This is a genomic window from Mycobacterium sp. E2462, assembly GCF_001672685.1.
Taxonomy (GTDB): Bacteria; Actinomycetota; Actinomycetes; order Mycobacteriales; family Mycobacteriaceae; genus Mycobacterium.
Map to the genome: position 1 here is coordinate 1 of NZ_LZKC01000111.1, position 20170 is coordinate 20170.

The following is a 20170-nucleotide window of genomic DNA, read 5'->3' on the forward strand; positions in this document are numbered from 1 at the left end:
CAGCGAACCGCCAGCCAGGCCCCGCAACATTTTCTCCGATTCCCGCACGCGCCGCTCCCGAGACGTTCCAATAGCGGACTCAGGTTACGCAGGAAGTCGCGAAAGGCGCTGCAGGCGTGGGCCGATCGATACGGCGCCGATGGCGAAGCTTTACCGCGCCGTGATCGCCGCCGCCGTGGCGGCTAGAGCTGCTCGGCGCCGCCGTCGACGAAGAGCTCGGTGCCGGTCATGAAGCTGCTGGCGTCGGACGCGAGGAAGACGACGGCGGCCGCGATCTCCTCGGGACGGCCGATCCGCTTCATCGGCACGCTGGCCGCCTGGGCGTCCAGCAAGGCCTGCCGCTGCTCGGGCGGCGCGAGCTCGGCCAACCCGGGTGTCGCGACGGGCCCGGGCACCAGCGTGTTCACCCGGATGCCGCGATCCACCAATTCCGCGGCCCAGGTGCGGCCGAGGGACCGGATTGCGGCTTTGGACGCGGCGTAGGCGCTGAAGCTCGGCGTGCCGTTGTAGGCGGCGGTCGATCCGGCCAACACGATCGAGGCCCCGGAATTGAGCAGCGGCAGCATGGTCTGCACCGTGAAAACGGTGCCCCCGACGTTGCGGTCGAACGTTTCCGCCAGGTGCTCGCGGGTGATCGCCCCGAGGGCCGCGAACTCACCGCCGCCGGCGTTGGCGAACAGCACGTCGAGACCGGCGCCGCGGGTCTGAATCGCCTCGAACAGCGCGTCGAGGTCACCCTGGTCGGTGATGTCGCTGCGCACCCCGGTGGCCGCGTCGCCGATGGAATCGGCCGCCTCGTCGACGCCCTGTTGGCTGCGGCCGGTGACGAAGACATGCGCGCCTTCCGCCGCTATGGCCCGCGCCGTCGCCAGCCCGATGCCCGATGTCGCCCCGGTGACCAAGGCTGTCTTGCCGTCGAGTTGCCCCATGGATTCGCCCCCAACGTCGGTGATGTCTTCGGTGGAAGAGAAGATACCCAGTGGGGCGCCTCGGCGCGCGTGCTACTGCCCGAAAACCCTGCGGGGCAACGTATTTCAGCAGCGAAGGCCGAGGAGTTGTTCGGCGTTGCGGTGGCTGATACGCGCGCGGTCGTCGCGGCTCAGCGGCAATCCGTCGAGGAACTCCCGCGAGGCCCCCATCGACCCGAACGGATAGTCGGCCGAGAAACACACCCGGCCGATCCCGACCTGGGCCACCAGGTTCGCGAACGTCGCGGCGTCGTTGAAGTTGGCGAAGGTGTAGTGGAAGTTTTCGCGGAGATACGAGCTCACGGGCTTGCGCAGCCCGGTCAGTTCGGGTTTGAGGGTGGCGTCGAACCGCGGCAACATGAACGACGTCGCCTCGCCCATGTGACCGATCACGATCTGCAGCGAGGGGTAGCGGTCGAACACGCCGCCCAGGATGATCCGCAGCGCGTGGGTGGCGGTGTTGATGTGCCAGCCCCAGCCCACCGTCGCCAACGCGAAACTGACCTCCGGCGCGAAGCCGGCATAACTGGACTCGATGACGCCCGCCGGCGGCACCGTCGGGTGCAGGTAGATGGGGACGTTCAGCTCGGCGACCTGAGCGAAGATGGGGTCGAAGAACGGGTCGTCGAGGTAACGACCCTGGCTGTGCCCGTTGATCATCGCGCCGAGGAAGCCGAGCTCGCGCACCGCGCGCCGCAACTCCGCGGCCGCCTCGTCCGGCGCGCTGACGGGCAACGCGGCGAAGCCGGCCAGCCGGTCGGGGTGGCGGCCGATCGCCGCGGCGAGCTCGTCGTTGCAGGCGCAGGCCAGGCCGACGGCCTCGGTCGCGTCGAGCTGCTCGACGCCGGGCGCGGCGAGCGACAAGACGGCCATATCAATGCCGCCGTCGTCCATCGCCGCGATCCGCCCGTCGCCCAGGTCGGCGATCGGCTCGACGATTCCCGCGCGCGACGACAGCCACGCGCCCGGCCCGTTCAGGAAGCTCTCCGTGGCGTAGTGCTCTTCGAGGGCGATGGTCCGCATCGGCTGTCCTTTTCTCGTCAGTCCTGCAGCACGCGGGCGGCCGCGGGCCAATACGGCAGCTCCTCGCGGCGCGTGGCCAGCCGAATCGTCTTGGTGTACCCGTATTCCGCGAGCGTCTCCTGCGCGTGTTCCCGGCCGACGCCGCTGTGCCCGACGCCGCCGAACCCCGTCCCGATGGAAATCCGGACATAGTTGTTGACCAGCACCGCCCCGGCGCGGATCTGGCGGCTGACCCGCAGCGCCCGCTCGATGTCCTGACTGAACACCGCCGCGACCAAACCGTAGGGGGTGCCGTTGGCGATCCGCACCGCCTCGTCGTCATCGGTGAAGCGGATCAGCGACACCACCGGCCCGAAGATCTCCTCGGTGGCCACCCGCATGGTCGGCGTCACCCCGGTGAGCACCGTCGGCGGCACGAAGCAGCCGCTCGCCAGCCGGGGGTCGCTGGGCATCGGCGCCTGGGCCGCGATGCGCGCGCCCTCCTTGACGCCGATGTCCAGATAGGACAACACGCGCTGCTGCTGCGCCGGTGTCACCAGTGGCCCGACGTCGGTGGCGGGATCGGCGCCGTCGCCCACGCGCAGCCGGCGCACCGCGGCGCACAGTTTGTCGGTGAACTCGTCGAAGACCCTGTCGTGCACCAGGATTCGCGACGCCGCGGTGCAGGCTTCGCCCTGGTTGAAAAAGCCGCCGTCAACGGCGGCCAGCAGGGCTTCCGGCAGGCTGGCGTCGTCGAACACCACCAACGGATTCTTCCCGCCCAACTCCATCAGCGTCGGCGTCAGGTTGTCGGCCACGCTGTGCAGCACCGCCGAACCCGTCACCGGCGAACCGGTGAACGACACCTTGCCCACCAACCGATGTCCGGCCAGCGCGGCGCCCACTGGCCCGGCGCCCGGCACCACGTGCACCACGTCGTCGGGCAGCGCCGACCCGATGAGGTCGACCATGCGCAGCACCACCGAGGGCGTCTGCTCCGGGGGTTTGAGCACGACGGCGTTGCCCACCGCCAACGCCGGGGCGATTTTGCCCGCGGTGTGGATGGGTGGCCAGTTGAACGGGACGATCCCGGCGATCACCCCGAAGGGCTCCAACGTCGTCAGGTCAAACACGGGACCGTAATCGCGCGCCTGGCTGGGCAACGCCTCAACCACCCCGCCGAAGTACTCGAAGATGCCGATCGCGGCCTCGACGTCGAAGTTGCGCGCCTGGCTGACCGGCTTGCCCATCTCGCGCGACTCGAGCGCCGCGATCTCGTCCGCATGCTCGCGCAGCACCTCGGCTACCCGACGGAGATAGCGACCGCGCTCGCGGGCCGGACGCTGCTTCCAGGTCAGGTGCGCCGCGTGGGCCGTGCGCACGGCCCGGTCCACCTCCTCGGGCCCGGACCCTTGGACGACCGCGACCACCTCGCCAGTGGCGGGGTTCTCCACCGCGAAACGGTCGTCGGGGGCGGCAGACGACCACCGCACCTCGGTCAACTCGGTCACGGGCGCTTGCTGATTCACGGGGCACCATCCGGCATGATCGTCGCGTCGGCAGCGGCTGCTCAAAGCGGGCTGCGCTGCGGGCATTTCACCGGCATCGAACCTACGTGCGCCTCGACGCCGGCGGCCAACGACAACTCGTGATGGGCCCAGCACGAACGGTGATAATGGCTGAGTGGAGCTTCGCCACCTCGAATACTTCCTCGCCGTCGCCGACACCGGAAGCTTCACCCGCGCCGCAGCCCGGCTCCACGTCGTGCAGTCGGGGGTCTCGGCGACCATCAAGGCGCTCGAACGCGACCTGGGCGTGGCGTTGTTCGTCCGGCACCCGGGCGGAGTGGCGTTGACCGCCGCGGGGGAGGAGCTGCGCCCCCGGGCCCGCGAGATCACCGAGGCGGCCCGCGATGCACGACGGGCCGTGACCGCCCCCCGCGGGATCGGCGGCACGGTCACCATGGGAACACTGACGTCGATCAATGCGATCGACATCCCCGCGATCCTGGCGAAGCTGCACGCGCAGCACCCGGGGATCTCCGTGCAGCTGCGGTCGGCGACCGCCGGCACCGCCGGCCTCGAACAGCAGTTGCGCGACGGCGAGCTGGACCTCGCGCTGCTGGTGTTCACCGGCGAGACGCCGGCCGATCTGCGGGCCCGCCTGGTCATCGAGGCGCAACTGGTGCTGGTGGTCCCCGCCGGGCACCCGCTCGCTCACCGCGACGCGGTGGCGCTGGCCGAACTGGCGGGCCTCGCCTTCGTCGACTCCCCCCGCGGTTACGGCAACCGAACCGTCGTCGACAACGCCTTTCGCGCGGCCGGGATCGACCGCGCCATCTCGCTCGAGGTCGCCGACGTCGGCACGATCGCCGCGCACGTGCGCAATGGCCTGGGCATCGGGTTCCTCAGCGAATTCTTCCTCGACGACCTCGATGACCTCGACGGCACCAACCTGGTCTGGATCCCGATCAGCGACGCGGAGCTGTTGTGGCGGCTCTACCTGGCCACCGCCGCCGCCCGCCCGCCCAGCGCGGCCACGAAGGCCCTGCTCGCGCTGTTGGAGGGCGCGATTCCCGAGCGCGGGCCCTCGAGTGTGCCCTGACTGTGGCGGCCCCCGGGAACAAGACGGCGCCCGAGCCCGTTAACATCATCGACAAGTTGAGTGGCCCGGACTCAAGATTGGGTTGACAGCCCATCGCCCGAGAGGCAGGCTTGAGCGGGGTTCACTCAGCATAGTGGCACCACAGACGCTCTACATCATCAGGAGGAATCACTATGGCTCGTGCGGTCGGTATCGACCTCGGGACCACCAACTCCGTCGTCGCGGTCCTGGAGGGTGGCGACCCCGTCGTCGTCGCCAACTCCGAGGGCTCGCGGACGACCCCGTCCATCGTCGCGTTCGCGCGCAACGGTGAGGTGCTGGTCGGCCAGCCCGCCAAGAACCAGGCGGTGACCAATGTCGACCGCACCATCCGCTCGGTGAAGCGGCACATGGGCACCGACTGGTCCGTGGAGATCGACGGCAAGAACTACACCGCGCAGGAGATCAGCGCGCGCGTCCTGCAGAAGCTGAAGCGTGACGCGGAGGCCTACCTCGGCGAGGACATCGCCGACGCGGTCATCACCGTGCCCGCCTACTTCAACGACGCCCAGCGCCAGGCCACCAAGGAAGCCGGCCAGATCGCCGGCCTCAACGTGCTGCGCATCGTCAACGAGCCGACCGCCGCGGCGCTGGCCTACGGCTTGGACAAGGGCGAGAAGGAACAGACCATCCTGGTCTTCGACCTGGGTGGCGGCACCTTCGACGTGTCCCTGCTCGAGATCGGCGAGGGCGTGGTCGAGGTTCGTGCCACCAGCGGTGACAACCACCTCGGTGGTGACGACTGGGACCAGCGCGTCGTCGACTGGCTGGTCGAGAAGTTCAAGGGCACCAGCGGCATCGACCTGACCAAGGACAAGATGGCGATGCAGCGGCTGCGTGAGGCCGCCGAGAAGGCCAAGATCGAACTGTCCAGCTCGCAGAGCACCTCGATCAACCTGCCCTACATCACCGTCGACGCGGACAAGAACCCGCTGTTCCTCGACGAGCAGCTGACCCGCGCCGAGTTCCAGAAGATCACTCAGGATCTGCTGGACCGCACCCGTCAGCCGTTCCAGTCGGTGATCAAGGACGCCGGCATCTCGGTGTCCGAGATCGACCACGTCGTGCTGGTCGGCGGTTCCACCCGCATGCCCGCGGTGACCGACTTGGTCAAGGAGCTCACCGGCGGCAAGGAGCCCAACAAGGGCGTCAACCCCGACGAGGTGGTGGCCGTGGGTGCCGCGCTGCAGGCGGGGGTGCTCAAGGGTGAGGTGAAAGACGTTCTGCTGCTGGACGTTACGCCGCTGAGCCTGGGTATCGAGACCAAGGGCGGCGTGATGACCAAGCTCATCGAGCGCAACACCACCATCCCGACCAAGCGGTCGGAGACCTTCACCACGGCCGACGACAACCAGCCGTCGGTGCAGATCCAGGTGTTCCAGGGTGAGCGCGAAATCGCCTCGCACAACAAGCTGCTCGGCTCCTTCGAGCTCACCGGCATCCCGCCGGCGCCGCGCGGCGTGCCCCAGATCGAGGTCACCTTCGACATCGACGCCAACGGCATCGTGCACGTCACGGCCAAGGACAAGGGCACCGGCAAGGAGAACACGATCAAGATCCAGGAGGGCTCCGGCCTGTCCAAGGAGGAGATCGACCGGATGATCAAGGACGCCGAGGCGCACGCCGAGGAAGACCGCAAGCGCCGCGAAGAGGCCGACATCCGCAACCAGGCCGAGACGCTGGTCTACCAGACCGAGAAGTTCGTGAGCGAACAGCGCGGCGCCGAGGGCGGGTCCAAGGTTCCCGAGGACACCCTGAACAAGGTGGACGCCGCGGTGGCCGAGGCCAAGACCGCGTTGGGCGGCACCGACATTTCCGCGATCAAGTCGGCGATGGAGAAGCTGGGCCAGGAGTCCCAGGCGCTCGGTCAGGCCATCTACGAGGCCACGCAGGCCGCGGGAGGCCAGGCCGGCGGCGCCGGGGAGCCCGGTGGCGCGGCGGGCTCGGCCGACGACGTCGTGGACGCGGAGGTGGTCGACGATGAACGGGAGGCCAAGTGACGCAGGGCAATCCGGAGGGCAATCCGACCGAGCACGTGACGGTCACCGACAAACGGCGGATCGACCCGGAAACCGGTGAAGTCCGGCACGCCCCTCCCGGCTCCGAAAGCAAAGGGGAGCCGGGAGGGGCGGCCCCGGCCGCCGCGGCCGGGGAGTCGGACGCCAAGATCGCCGAGCTGACCGCGGACCTGCAACGGGTCCAGGCAGACTTCGCCAACTACCGCAAGCGGGCGCTGCGTGACCAGCAGGCCGCGGCGGACCGCGCCAAGGCGGCCGTCGTCAATCCGCTTCTGGGCGTGCTCGACGATCTCGAACGGGCCCGCAAGCACGGCGATCTGGAGACCGGGCCGCTGAAGTCGGTGGCCGACAAGCTCGACAGCGCGCTGTCGGGCCTGGGCCTCACCGCGTTCGGTGCGGAAGGCGAGGACTTCGACCCGGTGCTGCACGAGGCCGTGCAGCACGAGGGCGACGGCTCTCGCCCCGTGATCGGCACGGTGATGCGGCAGGGCTACAGACTGGGCGACCAGGTCCTGCGCCACGCTCTAGTCGGTGTCGTCGACGCAGTGGCCGACGACGATTCGGCGGAATCCGCACCGGCCGAATCAGGCGATAACGCCGGCGCAGCCGGTGACTAGACCACACAATCAGCACATCGGAAGACACAGAAAAAGAAAGTGGTGAGGGGGTGACGCGACATGGCCCAGCGTGAATGGGTCGAAAAGGACTTCTACAAGGAGCTGGGCGTCTCCTCTGACGCCAGTCCCGAAGAGATCAAACGCGCCTACCGCAAGCTGGCGCGCGATCTCCACCCGGACGCCAACCCCGACAATCCGGCCGCCGGCGAACGCTTCAAGGCGGTCTCGGAGGCACACAACGTGTTGTCGGATCCCGCCAAGCGCAAGGAGTACGACGAGACCCGCCGCCTGTTCGCAGGCGGTGGGCTCGGCGGCCGCCGGTTCGACACCGGCGGTTACGGCGGGTTCGGGGTCGGCGGTGACGGCGCCGAGTTCAATCTCAACGACTTGTTCGACGCCGCCGGCCGAAGCGGCGGCACCAACATCGGCGACCTGTTCGGCGGCCTGTTTGGTCGCGGCGCGGGCGCCCGACCGAGCCGGCCGCGGCGCGGCAACGACCTGGAGACCGAGACGCAGCTTGACTTCGTCGAGGCCGCCAAGGGCGTGGCGATGCCGTTGCGGCTGACCAGCCCCGCGCCGTGCACCAACTGCCATGGCAGCGGTGCTCGGCCGGGCACCAGCCCGAAGGTGTGCCCGACCTGCAACGGCTCCGGCGTCATCAACCGCAACCAGGGCGCGTTCGGCTTCTCCGAGCCGTGCACCGACTGCCGGGGCAGCGGCTCGATCATCGAGCACCCGTGCGACGAGTGCAAGGGAACGGGTGTGACAACCCGGACCCGCACCATCAACGTGCGGATCCCGCCCGGCGTCGAGGACGGCCAGCGCATCCGGCTGCCCGGTCAGGGCGAAGCCGGGCTGCGCGGCGCCCCGTCGGGTGACCTGTACGTGACGGTGCACGTCCGTCCGGACAAGGTGTTCGGCCGTGACGGCGACGACCTGACCGTCACCGTGCCCGTCAGTTTCACCGAATTGGCCCTGGGCTCAACGATTTCGGTGCCGACGCTGGACGGCAAGGTGGGCGTACGGGTCCCCAAGGGCACGGCCGACGGCCGCATCCTGCGGGTGCGTGGACGCGGCGTGCCCAAGCGCAACGGCGGCAACGGCGACCTGCTGGTCACCGTGAAGGTGGCCGTCCCGCCGAACGTGGAGGGTGCGGCCCAGGAGGCGCTGGAGGCGTATGCGGCCGCCGAGCGGGCCAGTGGCTTTGACCCGCGGGCCGGATGGGCGGGTAACCGCTGATGGCCAAGAACTCCAAGGGGCAGGGCGCCAGGACGTTTTTGATCTCGGTGGCCGCCGAACTGGCCGGCATGCACGCCCAGACGCTGCGCACCTACGACCGGCTCGGGCTGGTCAGCCCGAGCCGCACGTCCGGTGGGGGACGCCGGTATTCCGAACACGACGTCGACCTGCTGCGTGAAGTGCAGCGGCTGTCCCAGGACGAGGGCGTCAACCTGGCCGGCATCAAGCGCATCATCGAGCTGACCAATCAGGTCGAGGCGCTGCAATCGCGGATTCAGGAGCTCACCGAGGAGCTCGCGCAGGTGCGGGCCGGTCAGCGCCGGGACGTCGCCGTGGTGCCCAAGAGCACCGCGTTGGTGGTGTGGCAACCACGGCGGGGTCGCGGCTGACGCGAGCGCACTACTCTATTGCGGGGCGGCGCTACGTTAACTGCGCGTGAGCCCTCGCAAAAGGCGCCGCTCGTCTGACAAGCTGCCTGCATGGCGGGTGCGGACAACGTCTCCCGATGGACGGACGCGCAGCTCGATCGCATGCGTGAGCATGGCGATCCGTCTGCCGACAACGTCATGAAGGCCGTTTTCAAGGCGGGCGATGTCAGCGTCGTCAACGACGTGCTGCGCACCCTGGTCGATAACGATCAACTCGTTCCGGCGAGTTTGCCCCGACCGTTGCAGGACTACCTCAGCGAGGACATGACGCTGCCGGACTGGGCCGACCCGGCCAAGATCAGGCGGGGGCAGCAGCTCTACGAAACGTGGGGACTGCAGATTGCCGTCTGCCTGTTCTGTGCTTCGTTGCCGTCGGCGTACGCGGCGGCCAAAGGGGTGAAGGTGCTATGCGTGACCGCTCAGCTCGACACCAACGCCCGACGACGAGTGATGGAGACCGGGCAGTTCCTGATGAACGTGCTCGCTGTCGGCAGCTTTGAACCGCGCGGCAAGGGTTTTCGCACCATCCAGCACGTGCGCCTGATGCACGCGGCCGTCCGCCAGCTGATCCATACCCGTGACCTCCATAATCCCGGCTTCTGGCATCCCGCCTGGGGGGTGCCGATCAACCAAGAGGACCTCGCCGGGACCATGCTGTCGTTCTCCTACGTACCCGTCGGGCCACTGCGCCGGTTGGGCGTGCGGGTCTCCACGAAGGACGCCGAGGCGTACCTGCACCTTTGGAACGTCATCGGTCACCTGCTGGGCCTCGAGGACGCGATGCTGGTTCGGGGCATCGACGACGCCACCGCGCTCGTCGCCGCGATCCGGCGCAGGCACTTCATGGCATCCCCCGAAGGGCAGCAGATGACCGCTGCGCTCATGGATCTCCTCGACGAGATGACGCCCTTCCACAAGTTCGACGAGACGGTGCCGCCGTTGATTCGTCATCTGGTGGGTGACGAGATCGCCGACATGCTGAAGGTGCCGGCGTCGGATCTCACCGACGACCTGGGGCAGCTGCAACGCGTCTCCCAATGGATTTTCGTGCACATTTTTGGCCAAACGGAACGCGATTCCCCCCGCTACCAACGGATGTCGGAGCTGGTGCGGCCCTTCGGGCGCGACGTGTTTCACGGTCTGTTCCGGCTGCAACGGGGCGGGCAGCGTGCGGCTTTCGACATTCCCGATCACCTTGCACGCAGCTGGGAGTTGTCGGCGTGACATCCCCGCTGAAGCACCTCAACACACCCACGACCTTCGGTGACGTGTTGCGCACCATCGATGACACCGTCGACTGGGCCGCTGCATCGCAAAGCCACATCGGCTACTTCGCCGTTCTCTACAAACGGACCACGTTGGCGATTCGCGACGCGGTCAAAGACGGCGTCTTCGACGACGGCCCGCGCATGGAAGCGCTCGATATCGCCTTTGCGACACGCTATTTCGACGCGTTGAACGCGTACTGCGACCCCGGCGACCAGCCGACCCTGCCCTGGAAGGTCGCCTTCCTCGGCGACCACGACGGTCAGGCGATCATCTTGCAACACATGATGGCAGGGCTGAACGCGCACATCACGTTCGACCTGGGTTTGGCGGTCTGGGCGATCGCCGGGCATGCGATGGACAGTTTGGCCGACGACTACAACCGCGTGAATACCATCCTGTGCAAGCAGCTGCCCGACGTCCTGAGGGTCCTCGATCGGCTCTCCCCGGAACTTCGCTGGACCCGCCTGCTGATACCGGGTGAAATCGGTTTTCTCGAGCGGTCGCTCATCAAGTTGCGCCAGGGAGCTTGGGATTTCGCCTTCTATCTGGCGACGAATTTCTCCAACGTCGCGCAGCGGACGGTGCACCAGGAGGCCTGGACGGCGGCGCTGGGCTCCTGGTACCTGCAGCCGCCAGGCCGGTTCAGCCCGTTCCCCGCACTGGTTCGCGCCGTCGCCAAACACGAGAGCCGGGACGTGGCCGGCAACCTTGCGGCCTTGGAAGAAGTGTCGAACACGCCGCACAGGCCGAAGAAGGGCTACCGCTGACCGATCGTCTCGTCACGACAAGATCTGGGTCGCCCGGGTGAATTCGGGCCATCGGGTATCGCCGGGGAAACGGCCGACCACGTCGACTACCGGTGCTTTGTCGCCATCAACGACGAAACAGTCCAGCGCGCAGCGCAATTCGAAGAGAGCCGCGCCCTGACGCCGAGTGAGCTCGTGCGCCGCGTGGAGCGCGTCGCGATGGCGGTGGGGGTCGGCGAGCGTCTGGGCCCACACCCGCATCAGCTCGCCGTCGTAAAAGTGCATTCCCGTCTGTTCGGCATGTTGCAGCGCCCACTCCACGCGGGCTTTGGCCCGGTCCGGCTGGCCCGCAGCGAGCAGAAGCCGGCCGATGATCGCATCGTGGAACGTGAGGAACATGTTCAGGTGCATGCGCCGGGAGCCGTCCACCCACCGCGCCAGCTTCTCGGCACGGGCCGTCAGCGTGGCGGCGTCAGCCCCGGCCTTCAACGCCGCCAGCGCCTTGACGGTGGCCTGTTCCGTTCTGCCGACCAGCTGCCACACATCGAGCCCGGACCGCTCGCTGAGCTGTTGCAACTCAGTGGCCAGCGTTGCGGCCGTGTCGATCTGGTCGGATTCCAATCGCACCCAGATCTCCATGTAATAGGTGTTTGCCCGGTTGTAGACGTTGCGCGGAAAGTTCAGCCGATCGCAGCGCCGGAACGAATCGGTCAACTCCGTGTGTGCGCGGTCGAGGTCACCACCCACGGTGTAGGTGAGCGCCATGTACGTGTGCGCCAACGAGATCGGGTCGACGTGGACCCACCACGCGGTGTCCAACACGGTGGGATCGGCGGCGGAACCGTCGGCCAGTGCCCGCATCAGGTGTTCCCGGGAGGCGGTGAAATCGCCTTCAAGCCAGAGGACCGACCCCAGGACCGATGCGATCGCCGGCAGGCTCCAGGGCCGCGTCGTAGCGATCCGGTTCGACAGCGAGTCGAGCAGGTCGTGCGCGCGGCGCAATTCGGCCCGCGGCACGAAGTAACCGATCAAACCGGTCAGGACAGTGAGCAGTTCGTCGGCGTAGTTCCCGTTACTCGCCAGCTCGAGGCACCGTTGATAGTCCGCGGGGCCATCACCGCTCATGCTGCCTTGAGTTGCGCCGGTGAGGAAACCGCGCTCCATGCGGATGGCGATTTCCTGGCGGTCGCGCTCTGGCCGCGCGGCGCAGTTGGCGAGCTGAGCGAGAGCGTCGGTCAGACAGGCCAGCGCTTCGTGGACGGCTCCGCGGCGTCGGGCGTCGAGCGACGCTCGGTGATGCGCGGCGACAGCTTCCTCGAACTGACCCGCCTGCTCGAAATGACCCGCCACCACGCGCCAATCAGGCTCGATCTCGGGCGCCGCGTCGATCAGCGCGCGCGCTGCGCGCGCGTGCAGTTCCCGGCCCAGCGACGGAGGGGCGACTTCGATGGCCACCTCCCGAAACAGCTCGTGCCGAAACCGCCAACCGTTGGCTCCGCGCCGTTCGAGCACTCGGGCGCGCACGAGTTCGACCACCACGTCGTCGACGTCGTGGCCCACCACGGCCCGAAGCAGCGGGAGATCCCCCGCGCGCCCGATGACGGCGGCCGCCTCCACCACGGGCACCACTTCGGGGCGAGCGTGGTGCAACCGGGCGAACAGCGGCTCGTACAGCGCCTCGGGAACCCCCGGCGCGCCGTCGAGCTGGCTCACCACATGCTCGATGTAGAACGGCACGCCATCACAGCGCTCGAGCACCTCGGCCCGCTGATCGGCACCGATTGACGGGGCGAGGGCGGTGATCAGCGCGTGCGACTGTTCGTCGGTCAGCGGTGAAAGCTCGAAAAGCTCGACCGGCCAACTACTATCCACCCAGTTCTCGTCGCGACCGGTCAGGACCAGCAGCAGCCGGCCGTCGGCGCCGGCCAACAACGAGCTGAGCAGTTCCCGCGTCGACGGATCGAACCAGTGCACATCCTCGGCGATCACCATCCCGGGCTGGTCGCCCAGGCATGCCAGGACGTAGTGCCGAACCGTCGCACCGATCAGTTCGTAGAGCGTCCGGCCCTCTACCGCGGCCGGATGGTAGCCGTGCTCGGGCCCGACGCCGATGACCGGCGCTAGCAAGGGGGTCGCGGTGTCGGGATCTAGGTCGCTGCAAGCTAATTCGTCCTGTAGTAGCCGCAGGCGCTCACGACCCTCGGTGAGGCGGTTGATACCGCAGCGCCGTTCCACGAGCCGGCGAACCGGATGCAGGCCGGTGTCGGTATGCAGCGGGGAGCCGAACAATCCGACCACGGGTGCACCCGAGTCGCGGGCCAGTTCGGCCGCGGCGGCGACGAGTCGGGTCTTGCCGATCCCCGGCTCACCGCGAAACGCCACGCCCGCGGTGGTGAGCACCCCCTCGCGCGCCTGCTGCCAGCTTCGGCGCAGGTAGCTGCGCTCCCGGTCACGTCCGATCAGCGGCGGCAGGGTCGCGGGGGCCGCGTCGGCGCGCTCGCCGAGCACCCGGTGATGGGTGGTCAGGCCGTCGACGCCCTTGAGCGGGGCCGCCGGGCGGGCTCCGAGTTCGAACACCTGCCCGATCAACGCGGCGACGGCATCCGACACGACCACCGTGCCGGGTTCGGCCGCCCCGCAGAGGCGGGCGGCCAGGTTGGCGGCGAAGCCATAGACGTCATCCTGCCCGGTATCGAGATAGACCAGGCCGCGGTGAATCCCCACCCGCACATCGACCGGGACACCAAAGTTGCGTTCGGCCCGGGCGCTGAGCCGGGCCACGGCGCGGGTGATGTCCAAACCCGCCGCCACAGCGCGCCGTACGTCGTCCTCATGCGGAGTGGGATGGCCGAACACCGCGAACAAGCCGTCGCCTTTGATCGAGGTGATGTGTCCCCCGAATTCGTCGATGACCCGGCGCACCTCGCCGCGGTAACGGCCGACCAAAGCGTGATAGCGCTCGGGCTCCAACCGGGTGGACAGCGCCGTGGAATCGACGAGGTCGGCAAACATCAAAGTCAGGCGGCGAAGTTCGCCGTGGCGAACAGGCGCGGCGAGCAGATCCTCGGCTTCCGGATTGCCTTGGTCGACCGAAAGAACCTGGCCGGCCAGCGTGGTTGCGGTGACGCGGTCACCGTCGTTGCTGGCCCGCACTGCGCGGTCCAGCAACTCCTCGATCGTTGTCCGGTCGTCACCAGGGCTCACGGTGCATCCTCCTGCCCAGGATGGGCTAAGAGTACCGTCGCCCGGTGTTTTTTTCAGCACTCGTCGAGCGACCGTTTGGCCGCCCGTCGTCGTCCGTTTAGACGCGGATCGCGAACCGCGTGACCGCCGGTTCACCCGGCTGCGCGCACCGGTAGCCGCCGCGGCGCAGGGCGTCGGTGGGTGCGGTCATCGGTTCGAAGCACACCAGGTCCTCCGCGGGTGGCGCGAAGATCTGGGTGGCCGAGTAACCCTGCTGGAACAGCACTTCGACGCGGCGGCACGCGTCGCTGACCGCGAACACCGCGCCGTCGGGGACCTGGTCGAACGCGTCGTCGAAAGCCTTGTCGCCCAACCGCTCCGACCGTGCCGGCTGCAATTCCGTTCGGCCCGTAGGCAATCCCCGCCCGTCGAGCTCCAGGTGTCGCAGCGGCGGCGTCTCGATCACCCAGTCGCTGCGACCGGAGTCGGGCAGGTGGAGGTAGGGGTGGAAACCGAAGCACAGCGGAACGGCCTTATCGGCGCTCGCCGTGACGGTGGCGGTGACCGTGAGCGTCCGCTCGGCCAGCCGCACCGCGACCGAGAGCAGATGCGGATACGGAAAGCCGGCCAGCGACTCGGGATCCGCGGCGAAATCCACCTCGGCGGTCAGCTCGTTGTCCGACTGAGCCGTCACCCGCCATCGTGGGTAGGCGGCCAGGATGCCGTGAATCGGCAGCCCGTTCGGGTCGGCGCGGACCCGGTTGCGGCCCGGCGTCAAGGTCACGGTCTCGTCCTGGGCGCTATAGGTGTTGTCGCTCAGCCGGTTTGCCCACGGGTACAGGATCGGAATGCCCATCGTCTTGCCGTCGGTGAGGTAGGCGTCCAGCCCGCGGCGTTGCCCGAGCAGCTCGACGCCGCCGTCGCTCAGCGAGGTGCCGATCATGCCGGCTTCGGGGACGAACTGCGCGGTCACCGAGGATGCGGCATCGCGCAGTGTGACGACGTGCATGGCTACCTCCATAGCGGATCGTGCTGAATGCGTTCGGGGGGTGCGCCTTTGGCGATCAACGCGGCCTTGGTGGCGCGGACCATCGAGGGGCCGCCGCAGATCAGGATCTGCCGGTCGCCCCAGCCGCCGTACTTGGTCACCACCGCGGGCAGCCGGCCCGTCTGGCGCACGTGCAGGCCCCGCGGGGGTGTGACGTCCGGGTAGTCGGCCGCCCAGGACGGGTCGCGGCCGTACTCCGACACCGGTGACACCGACAGCCACGGGTTGTGCGAGGCGACCTGCCACAGGGTGGGCAGGTCGTAAAGTTCGCAGCCGTACCGGGCGCCGAAGAACAGGTGCACCCGGGGATTCACCGCGAACCGGCTCAGATCCATGATCAGGGCCCGCAGCGGCGCCAGGCCCGTGCTGCCGGCGACCATCAGGACGTCCCCGCCGTCGCGGTCCACCCGCAGACCGCCGTGCGGGCTGGACATCCGCCACCGGTCGCCGGGCCGGGTTTCGTTGACGATGGCGGTGCTGACCAGCCCGCCGGGCACCAGGCGGACGTGGAACTCGATGCCGCCGCCCGGGTCGGCCGGGATGGCGGGGCTCAAATAGCGCCAGCGCCGGGGGCACTGCGGCACGTGGACATTGACGTACTGGCCGGGGTAGTAGTCCATCGGGTGGTCGAGCTGCAGCCGCACCACCGCCAGGTCACGCGAGACCCGCATGTGCTGGATCACCGTGCCGTCCCACCAGGCCGGCCCCTCGTCGGCGGCGGCGGCGCCGCTCATCACCCCGGTGATGAGGTTCAGCGATTGCCGCGCGGCGTCGTCGACGGGACCGGTCCAGGCGTCGCCGACGTGCTCGCGCAGGGCGGCCAGCAGCGCGCGTCCCAGCGTCTCGTAATGCGCCGGCTGCACCCCGTACTTGCGGTGGTCGCGGCCCAGCTGGGCGAGGAAGGCCACCGGCTCGGCCGCGCGTTGGGCCACGAGCTCGCCGTACACCCAGTGCAGCGCCTTGCCGAACGCCAGCCGTTGCCCGCTCATTTCGGGGGGAAACAGGTCCCGCACCGCGGTGTCCAGGGCGAACCACTGGGTGTAGAACCGGTGGACCAGCTCGCCGGACTCGCTCGCCGACCCGGAGTCGTCCGGGCCGAAGGCATCGCGCAGCACCCGCAACGCATCCCGGTCCTCAAGGCTCACGGGCCCCGATTGTAGGCGGGTCGCCCGCACATCAGCCGGGGCGAAACCGCCGTATCAGCCTTGCCGGACGGTGTTCGTGGTGCCGGCATCGACGATCTTCGGCGCGCCCCAGTGATAGGTGACGGCGTTGTCGGTCCCGGCGGCGCTCACCGCGTCGGCGCTATCCACCGCGACGCGGTTGCCGTCACCGGAGACGCTGACGCTGGTGCAGTGGCCGGTGACGGTGATGGTGTTGAGTCGGCCGCTCACCGACAGATAGCCGCCGTGGCACGGGATCGTCTTGACGGTTCCCGTCCCGCTGACCTGCAGCGTGCCGGCCTGCGGGACCGCCGCCGCGGGGCTGCTGCCGCCGAACTCGGTGCGTGCGCCCGTCGCCGCCACCCCGGCCAGCGCCAGCCAGGCCAGCACGATGGCCAGCCAGCAGGCCATGCCGGCGCGCAGGCGGGGCCGTAGCCTGCCGACCCAGTCGCCCGCGGCGTCGCGCCGCAGGTCGTACGCGAAGGACGCCACGCAGCACGCCCGCGCCGGGTCGCGGTCGTCGGCGAGGATCACCCCGTCGACGTACTCGCGGCCGCTGACCACCAGCGTGCCCGGGCGCCCGTCGAGCTGGTAGTTCACCGTCGTCTCGATGTTCGGGCCGCTCCACCGCCGGCGGGTGACCGTCCAGCCGTGCGCGACGGGAAGGTAGACGTTGTAGCGGTACCGCGTTGCGCCCGAGGCGGTTTCGACGCCGGTCACGGTGGCCACCCGGCCCCAGCGCAGCAACGCCAGGCGCTCGCGCGCGCCGCGCAGCTGGACGGCGTAGATGCCCACCACAGTGAGCACCGCGGCCGCGGCGAAGGCCCGCGGCAGCTGCACCCACAGCGCGATGGGGGCCGCCCCGACCAGCAGCAGCGTCCACCCGTACCGCCACCGCAACGGCAGCAGCTCGGCGAGCCAGAACGCGACGGGAACGCGGCGCGGCACCGGGGACAGCCTGGTGTCCGTGTGGTCGGGGTGGTCGATCGTCTGCGTCATCGGGACGGGGGTACCCCCTAGCCGGTGGCGCTCAAAACTCGCTAGAGTTGAGCGGAACAGACTCAACCTTGACGGCGTTGAACAACGCGAGAAGCATTTTTGCCTACAACACGAACGGAGGCGTCGTGGATTCTTTCAACCCGACCACCAAGACCCAGGCGGCGCTGACCGCGGCGCTGCAGGCGGCGTCGTCCGCCGGCAACCCGGAGATCCGGCCGGCTCACCTGCTGCTGGCACTGCTGACGCAGGCCGACGGCATCGCCGGGCCGCTGCTGGAGGCGGTCGGCGTCGAACCCGCCACCATCCGCGCCGAGGCGCAACGCCTGGTGGACCGGCTGCCGCAGGCCAGCGGCGCCAGCTCGCAGCCGCAGCTGTCGCGCGAGTCGTTGAGCGCCATCACCACCGCGCAGCAGCTCGCCACCGAGATGGACGACGAGTACGTCTCGACCGAGCACCTGCTGGTCGGCCTGGCCACCGGCGACTCCGACGTTGCCAAGCTGTTGACCGGCCACGGCGCGTCGCCGCAGGCACTGCGCGAGGGGTTCGTCAAGGTGCGCGGCAGCGGCCGCGTCACCAGCCCCGAGCCCGAGGCGACCTACCAGGCGCTGGAGAAGTACTCCACCGACCTGACCGCCCGCGCCCGCGACGGCAAGCTCGACCCGGTCATCGGCCGTGACAACGAGATTCGCCGCGTCGTGCAGGTGCTGAGCCGGCGCACCAAGAACAACCCGGTGCTCATCGGCGAACCCGGCGTCGGCAAGACGGCGATCGTCGAGGGCCTGGCCCAGCGCATCGTCGCCGGCGACGTACCGGAGAGCCTGCGCGACAAGACCGTTATCAGCCTGGACCTCGGTTCCATGGTGGCCGGCGCGAAGTACCGCGGCGAGTTCGAGGAGCGGCTCAAGGCCGTGCTCGACGACATCAAGAACTCCGCCGGACAGATCATCACCTTCATCGACGAGCTGCACACGATCGTCGGCGCCGGCGCGACCGGCGAGGGCGCCATGGACGCCGGCAACATGATCAAGCCGATGCTGGCCCGCGGCGAGCTGCGCCTCGTCGGCGCCACCACGCTCGACGAGTACCGCAAGTACATCGAGAAGGACGCCGCGCTGGAACGCCGCTTCCAGCAGGTGCTGGTCGGCGAGCCGTCGGTAGAGGACACCGTCGGCATCCTGCGCGGCCTGAAGGACCGCTACGAGGTGCACCACGGCGTGCGCATCACCGACTCGGCCCTGGTCGCGGCGGCCACGCTGTCCGACCGTTACATCACCGCGCGGTTCCTGCCCGACAAGGCCATCGACCTGGTCGACGAGGCGGCCAGCCGGCTCAAGATGGAGATCGACTCGCGGCCCGTCGAGATCGACGAGGTCGAGCGCCTGGTGCGCCGCCTCGAGATCGAGGAGATGGCGCTCGCGAAGGAAGAGGACGAGGCGTCGCGGGAGCGGCTGGAGAAGCTGCGCTCGGAGCTGGCCGACAAGAAGGAACAGCTCTCCGAGCTGACCGCCCGTTGGCAGAACGAGAAGAACGCGATCGACGTCGTCCGCGAGCTCAAGGAGCAGCTGGAGGCGTTGCGCGGGGAGTCCGAGCGCGCCGAGCGCGACGGTGACCTGGCCAAGGCCGCCGAGCTGCGCTACGGGCGCATCCCGGAGGTCGAGAAGAAGCTCGACGCCGCGCTGCCGCAGGCCGAGGCCCGCGAGAACGTGATGCTCAAGGAGGAGGTCGGACCCGACGACATCGCCGAGGTGGTGTCCGCGTGGACCGGCATCCCCGCCGGGCGGATGCTCGAGGGCGAGACGGCCAAGCTGCTGCGCATGGAGGAGGAACTCGGCAAACGGGTCATCGGCCAGCGCAAGGCGGTGACGGCCGTGTCCGACGCCGTCCGGCGTTCCCGCGCCGGGGTCGCCGATCCCAACCGGCCCACGGGGTCGTTCATGTTCCTCGGGCCGACCGGCGTCGGGAAGACCGAGCTGGCCAAGGCGCTGGCGGAGTTCCTCTTCGACGACGAACGCGCCATGGTCCGCATCGACATGAGCGAGTACGGCGAGAAGCACTCGGTCGCCCGGCTCGTCGGCGCCCCGCCCGGCTACATCGGTTACGACCAGGGCGGTCAGCTCACCGAGGCGGTGCGCCGGCGCCCGTACACGGTGATCCTGTTCGACGAGATCGAAAAGGCGCACCCGGACGTGTTCGACGTGCTGCTGCAGGTGCTCGACGAGGGCCGGCTGACCGACGGCCAGGGCCGCACGGTCGACTTCCGCAACACCATCCTGATCCTGACGTCCAACCTGGGCTCGGGTGGCAGCGAGGAGCAGGTGATGGCCGCGGTGCGCTCGGCGTTCAAGCCCGAGTTCATCAACCGGCTCGACGACGTCATCATCTTCCACGGGCTGGAGCCCGGCGAGCTGGTGTCGATCGTCGACATCCAGCTGGCTCAGCTGCAAAAGCGGCTGGCCCAGCGCCGCCTCACGCTGGAGGTGTCGCTGCCCGCCAAGCAGTGGCTGGCGCAGCGCGGCTTCGACCCGATCTACGGGGCCCGGCCGTTGCGGCGGCTGGTACAGCAGGCCATCGGCGACCAGCTCGCCAAGATGCTGCTGTCCGGCGACGTGCACGACGGTGACACCGTGCCGGTCAACGTCAGCCCGGACGGCGACTCGCTGATCCTGGGCTGACGCCGAGGGGGACCACCGAAGACAGGCGTTACCTGCTGTGACGGGGTTGTGACCCGCTGGACTTCTTTATTCCGGCGCAATAGCAGATACGCTGTTTTGGTGGTCCCCCTTTGGTTCACGCTGTCGGCGCTGTGCTTCGTCGGTGCGGCGGTGCTGCTCTACGTCGACATCGATC

16 protein-coding genes are annotated in these 20170 nt (G+C 68.9%); 9 read left to right on the forward strand and 7 right to left on the reverse strand.

Annotated features, from left to right (window positions below):
- Positions 1 to 182: 182 nt before the first annotated feature.
- The 3 genes from A5714_RS05295 to A5714_RS05305 form a co-directional block, all read right to left on the reverse strand.
- On the reverse strand, positions 183 to 929 hold the full coding sequence (locus tag A5714_RS05295; protein ID WP_068283472.1) for an SDR family oxidoreductase: 747 nt from the start codon (positions 927 to 929) through the stop codon (positions 183 to 185).
- A 105-nt stretch (positions 930 to 1034) separates the two neighbouring features.
- Positions 1035 to 1991 (reverse strand): amidohydrolase family protein, encoded by a 957-nt coding sequence (locus A5714_RS05300; RefSeq protein WP_068070887.1) that lies wholly within the window; start codon positions 1989 to 1991, stop codon positions 1035 to 1037.
- Between the two features lie 17 nt (positions 1992 to 2008).
- The gene (locus tag A5714_RS05305; protein ID WP_231975792.1) at positions 2009 to 3499 is read right to left on the reverse strand and encodes an aldehyde dehydrogenase; all 1491 of its coding nucleotides are present in this window, start codon (positions 3497 to 3499) and stop codon (positions 2009 to 2011) included.
- Positions 3500 to 3653: 154 nt separating this feature from the next.
- Here A5714_RS05305 and A5714_RS05310 point away from each other — a divergent pair, with 154 nt between their 5' ends.
- The 7 genes from A5714_RS05310 to A5714_RS05340 all read left to right on the forward strand — a co-directional run bounded on the left by A5714_RS05310 (position 3654) and on the right by A5714_RS05340 (position 10951).
- Positions 3654 to 4574: a LysR family transcriptional regulator gene (locus A5714_RS05310; RefSeq protein WP_068283475.1), complete on the forward strand. Its 921-nt coding sequence runs from the start codon at positions 3654 to 3656 to the stop codon at positions 4572 to 4574.
- 173 nt (positions 4575 to 4747) lie between these two features.
- Complete coding sequence (gene dnaK / locus A5714_RS05315; protein WP_068070891.1) at positions 4748 to 6613, forward strand: molecular chaperone DnaK; 1866 nt, start codon at positions 4748 to 4750, stop codon at positions 6611 to 6613.
- The gene (grpE, locus tag A5714_RS05320) at positions 6610 to 7248 is read left to right on the forward strand and encodes a nucleotide exchange factor GrpE (protein ID WP_068283478.1); all 639 of its coding nucleotides are present in this window, start codon (positions 6610 to 6612) and stop codon (positions 7246 to 7248) included. Before dnaK ends, grpE begins: the two co-directional genes overlap by 4 nt.
- Before the next feature lie 60 nt (positions 7249 to 7308).
- Positions 7309 to 8487, forward strand: a complete 1179-nt coding sequence (gene dnaJ / locus A5714_RS05325; RefSeq protein ID WP_068283481.1) for a molecular chaperone DnaJ — start codon at positions 7309 to 7311, stop codon at positions 8485 to 8487.
- Positions 8487 to 8876 carry a heat shock protein transcriptional repressor HspR gene (locus tag A5714_RS05330; protein WP_068070895.1) on the forward strand — a complete coding sequence of 130 codons (390 nt, stop codon included), beginning with the start codon at positions 8487 to 8489 and terminating at the stop codon, positions 8874 to 8876. The genes dnaJ and A5714_RS05330 overlap by 1 nt, the downstream gene beginning before the upstream one ends.
- A 90-nt stretch (positions 8877 to 8966) precedes the next feature.
- Complete coding sequence (locus tag A5714_RS05335; protein WP_068283484.1) at positions 8967 to 10139, forward strand: oxygenase MpaB family protein; 1173 nt, start codon at positions 8967 to 8969, stop codon at positions 10137 to 10139.
- Positions 10136 to 10951, forward strand: coding sequence for a DUF5995 family protein (locus A5714_RS05340; RefSeq protein WP_068283487.1), 816 nt, complete (start codon positions 10136 to 10138; stop codon positions 10949 to 10951). Before A5714_RS05335 ends, A5714_RS05340 begins: the two co-directional genes overlap by 4 nt.
- A 12-nt stretch (positions 10952 to 10963) precedes the next feature.
- Here A5714_RS05340 and A5714_RS05345 read toward each other — a convergent pair whose 3' ends face one another.
- The 4 genes from A5714_RS05345 to A5714_RS27570 form a co-directional block, all read right to left on the reverse strand.
- Positions 10964 to 14134 carry an adenylate/guanylate cyclase domain-containing protein gene (locus A5714_RS05345; protein WP_068283489.1) on the reverse strand — a complete coding sequence of 1057 codons (3171 nt, stop codon included), beginning with the start codon at positions 14132 to 14134 and terminating at the stop codon, positions 10964 to 10966.
- Between the two features lie 97 nt (positions 14135 to 14231).
- A complete protein-coding gene (locus A5714_RS05350; protein WP_068283492.1) occupies positions 14232 to 15122 on the reverse strand; it encodes an aldose 1-epimerase in 891 nt (296 codons plus the stop codon).
- Between the two features lie 2 nt (positions 15123 to 15124).
- Positions 15125 to 16306 carry an FAD-binding oxidoreductase gene (locus A5714_RS05355; RefSeq protein ID WP_068070904.1) on the reverse strand — a complete coding sequence of 394 codons (1182 nt, stop codon included), beginning with the start codon at positions 16304 to 16306 and terminating at the stop codon, positions 15125 to 15127.
- A 54-nt stretch (positions 16307 to 16360) separates the two neighbouring features.
- Positions 16361 to 16735: a DUF3060 domain-containing protein gene (locus tag A5714_RS27570; RefSeq protein ID WP_082959583.1), complete on the reverse strand. Its 375-nt coding sequence runs from the start codon at positions 16733 to 16735 to the stop codon at positions 16361 to 16363.
- Between the two features lie 713 nt (positions 16736 to 17448).
- On the opposite strand from A5714_RS27570, the gene clpB reads away from it, so the two are divergent.
- Together clpB and A5714_RS26970 are read left to right on the forward strand one after the other, a co-directional pair.
- On the forward strand, positions 17449 to 19995 hold the full coding sequence (gene clpB, locus A5714_RS05365; protein ID WP_068070906.1) for an ATP-dependent chaperone ClpB: 2547 nt from the start codon (positions 17449 to 17451) through the stop codon (positions 19993 to 19995).
- A 99-nt stretch (positions 19996 to 20094) separates the two neighbouring features.
- Positions 20095 to 20170 (forward strand): hypothetical protein (locus A5714_RS26970; RefSeq protein WP_231975796.1); only part of this gene is annotated, 76 nt, incomplete at its 3' end.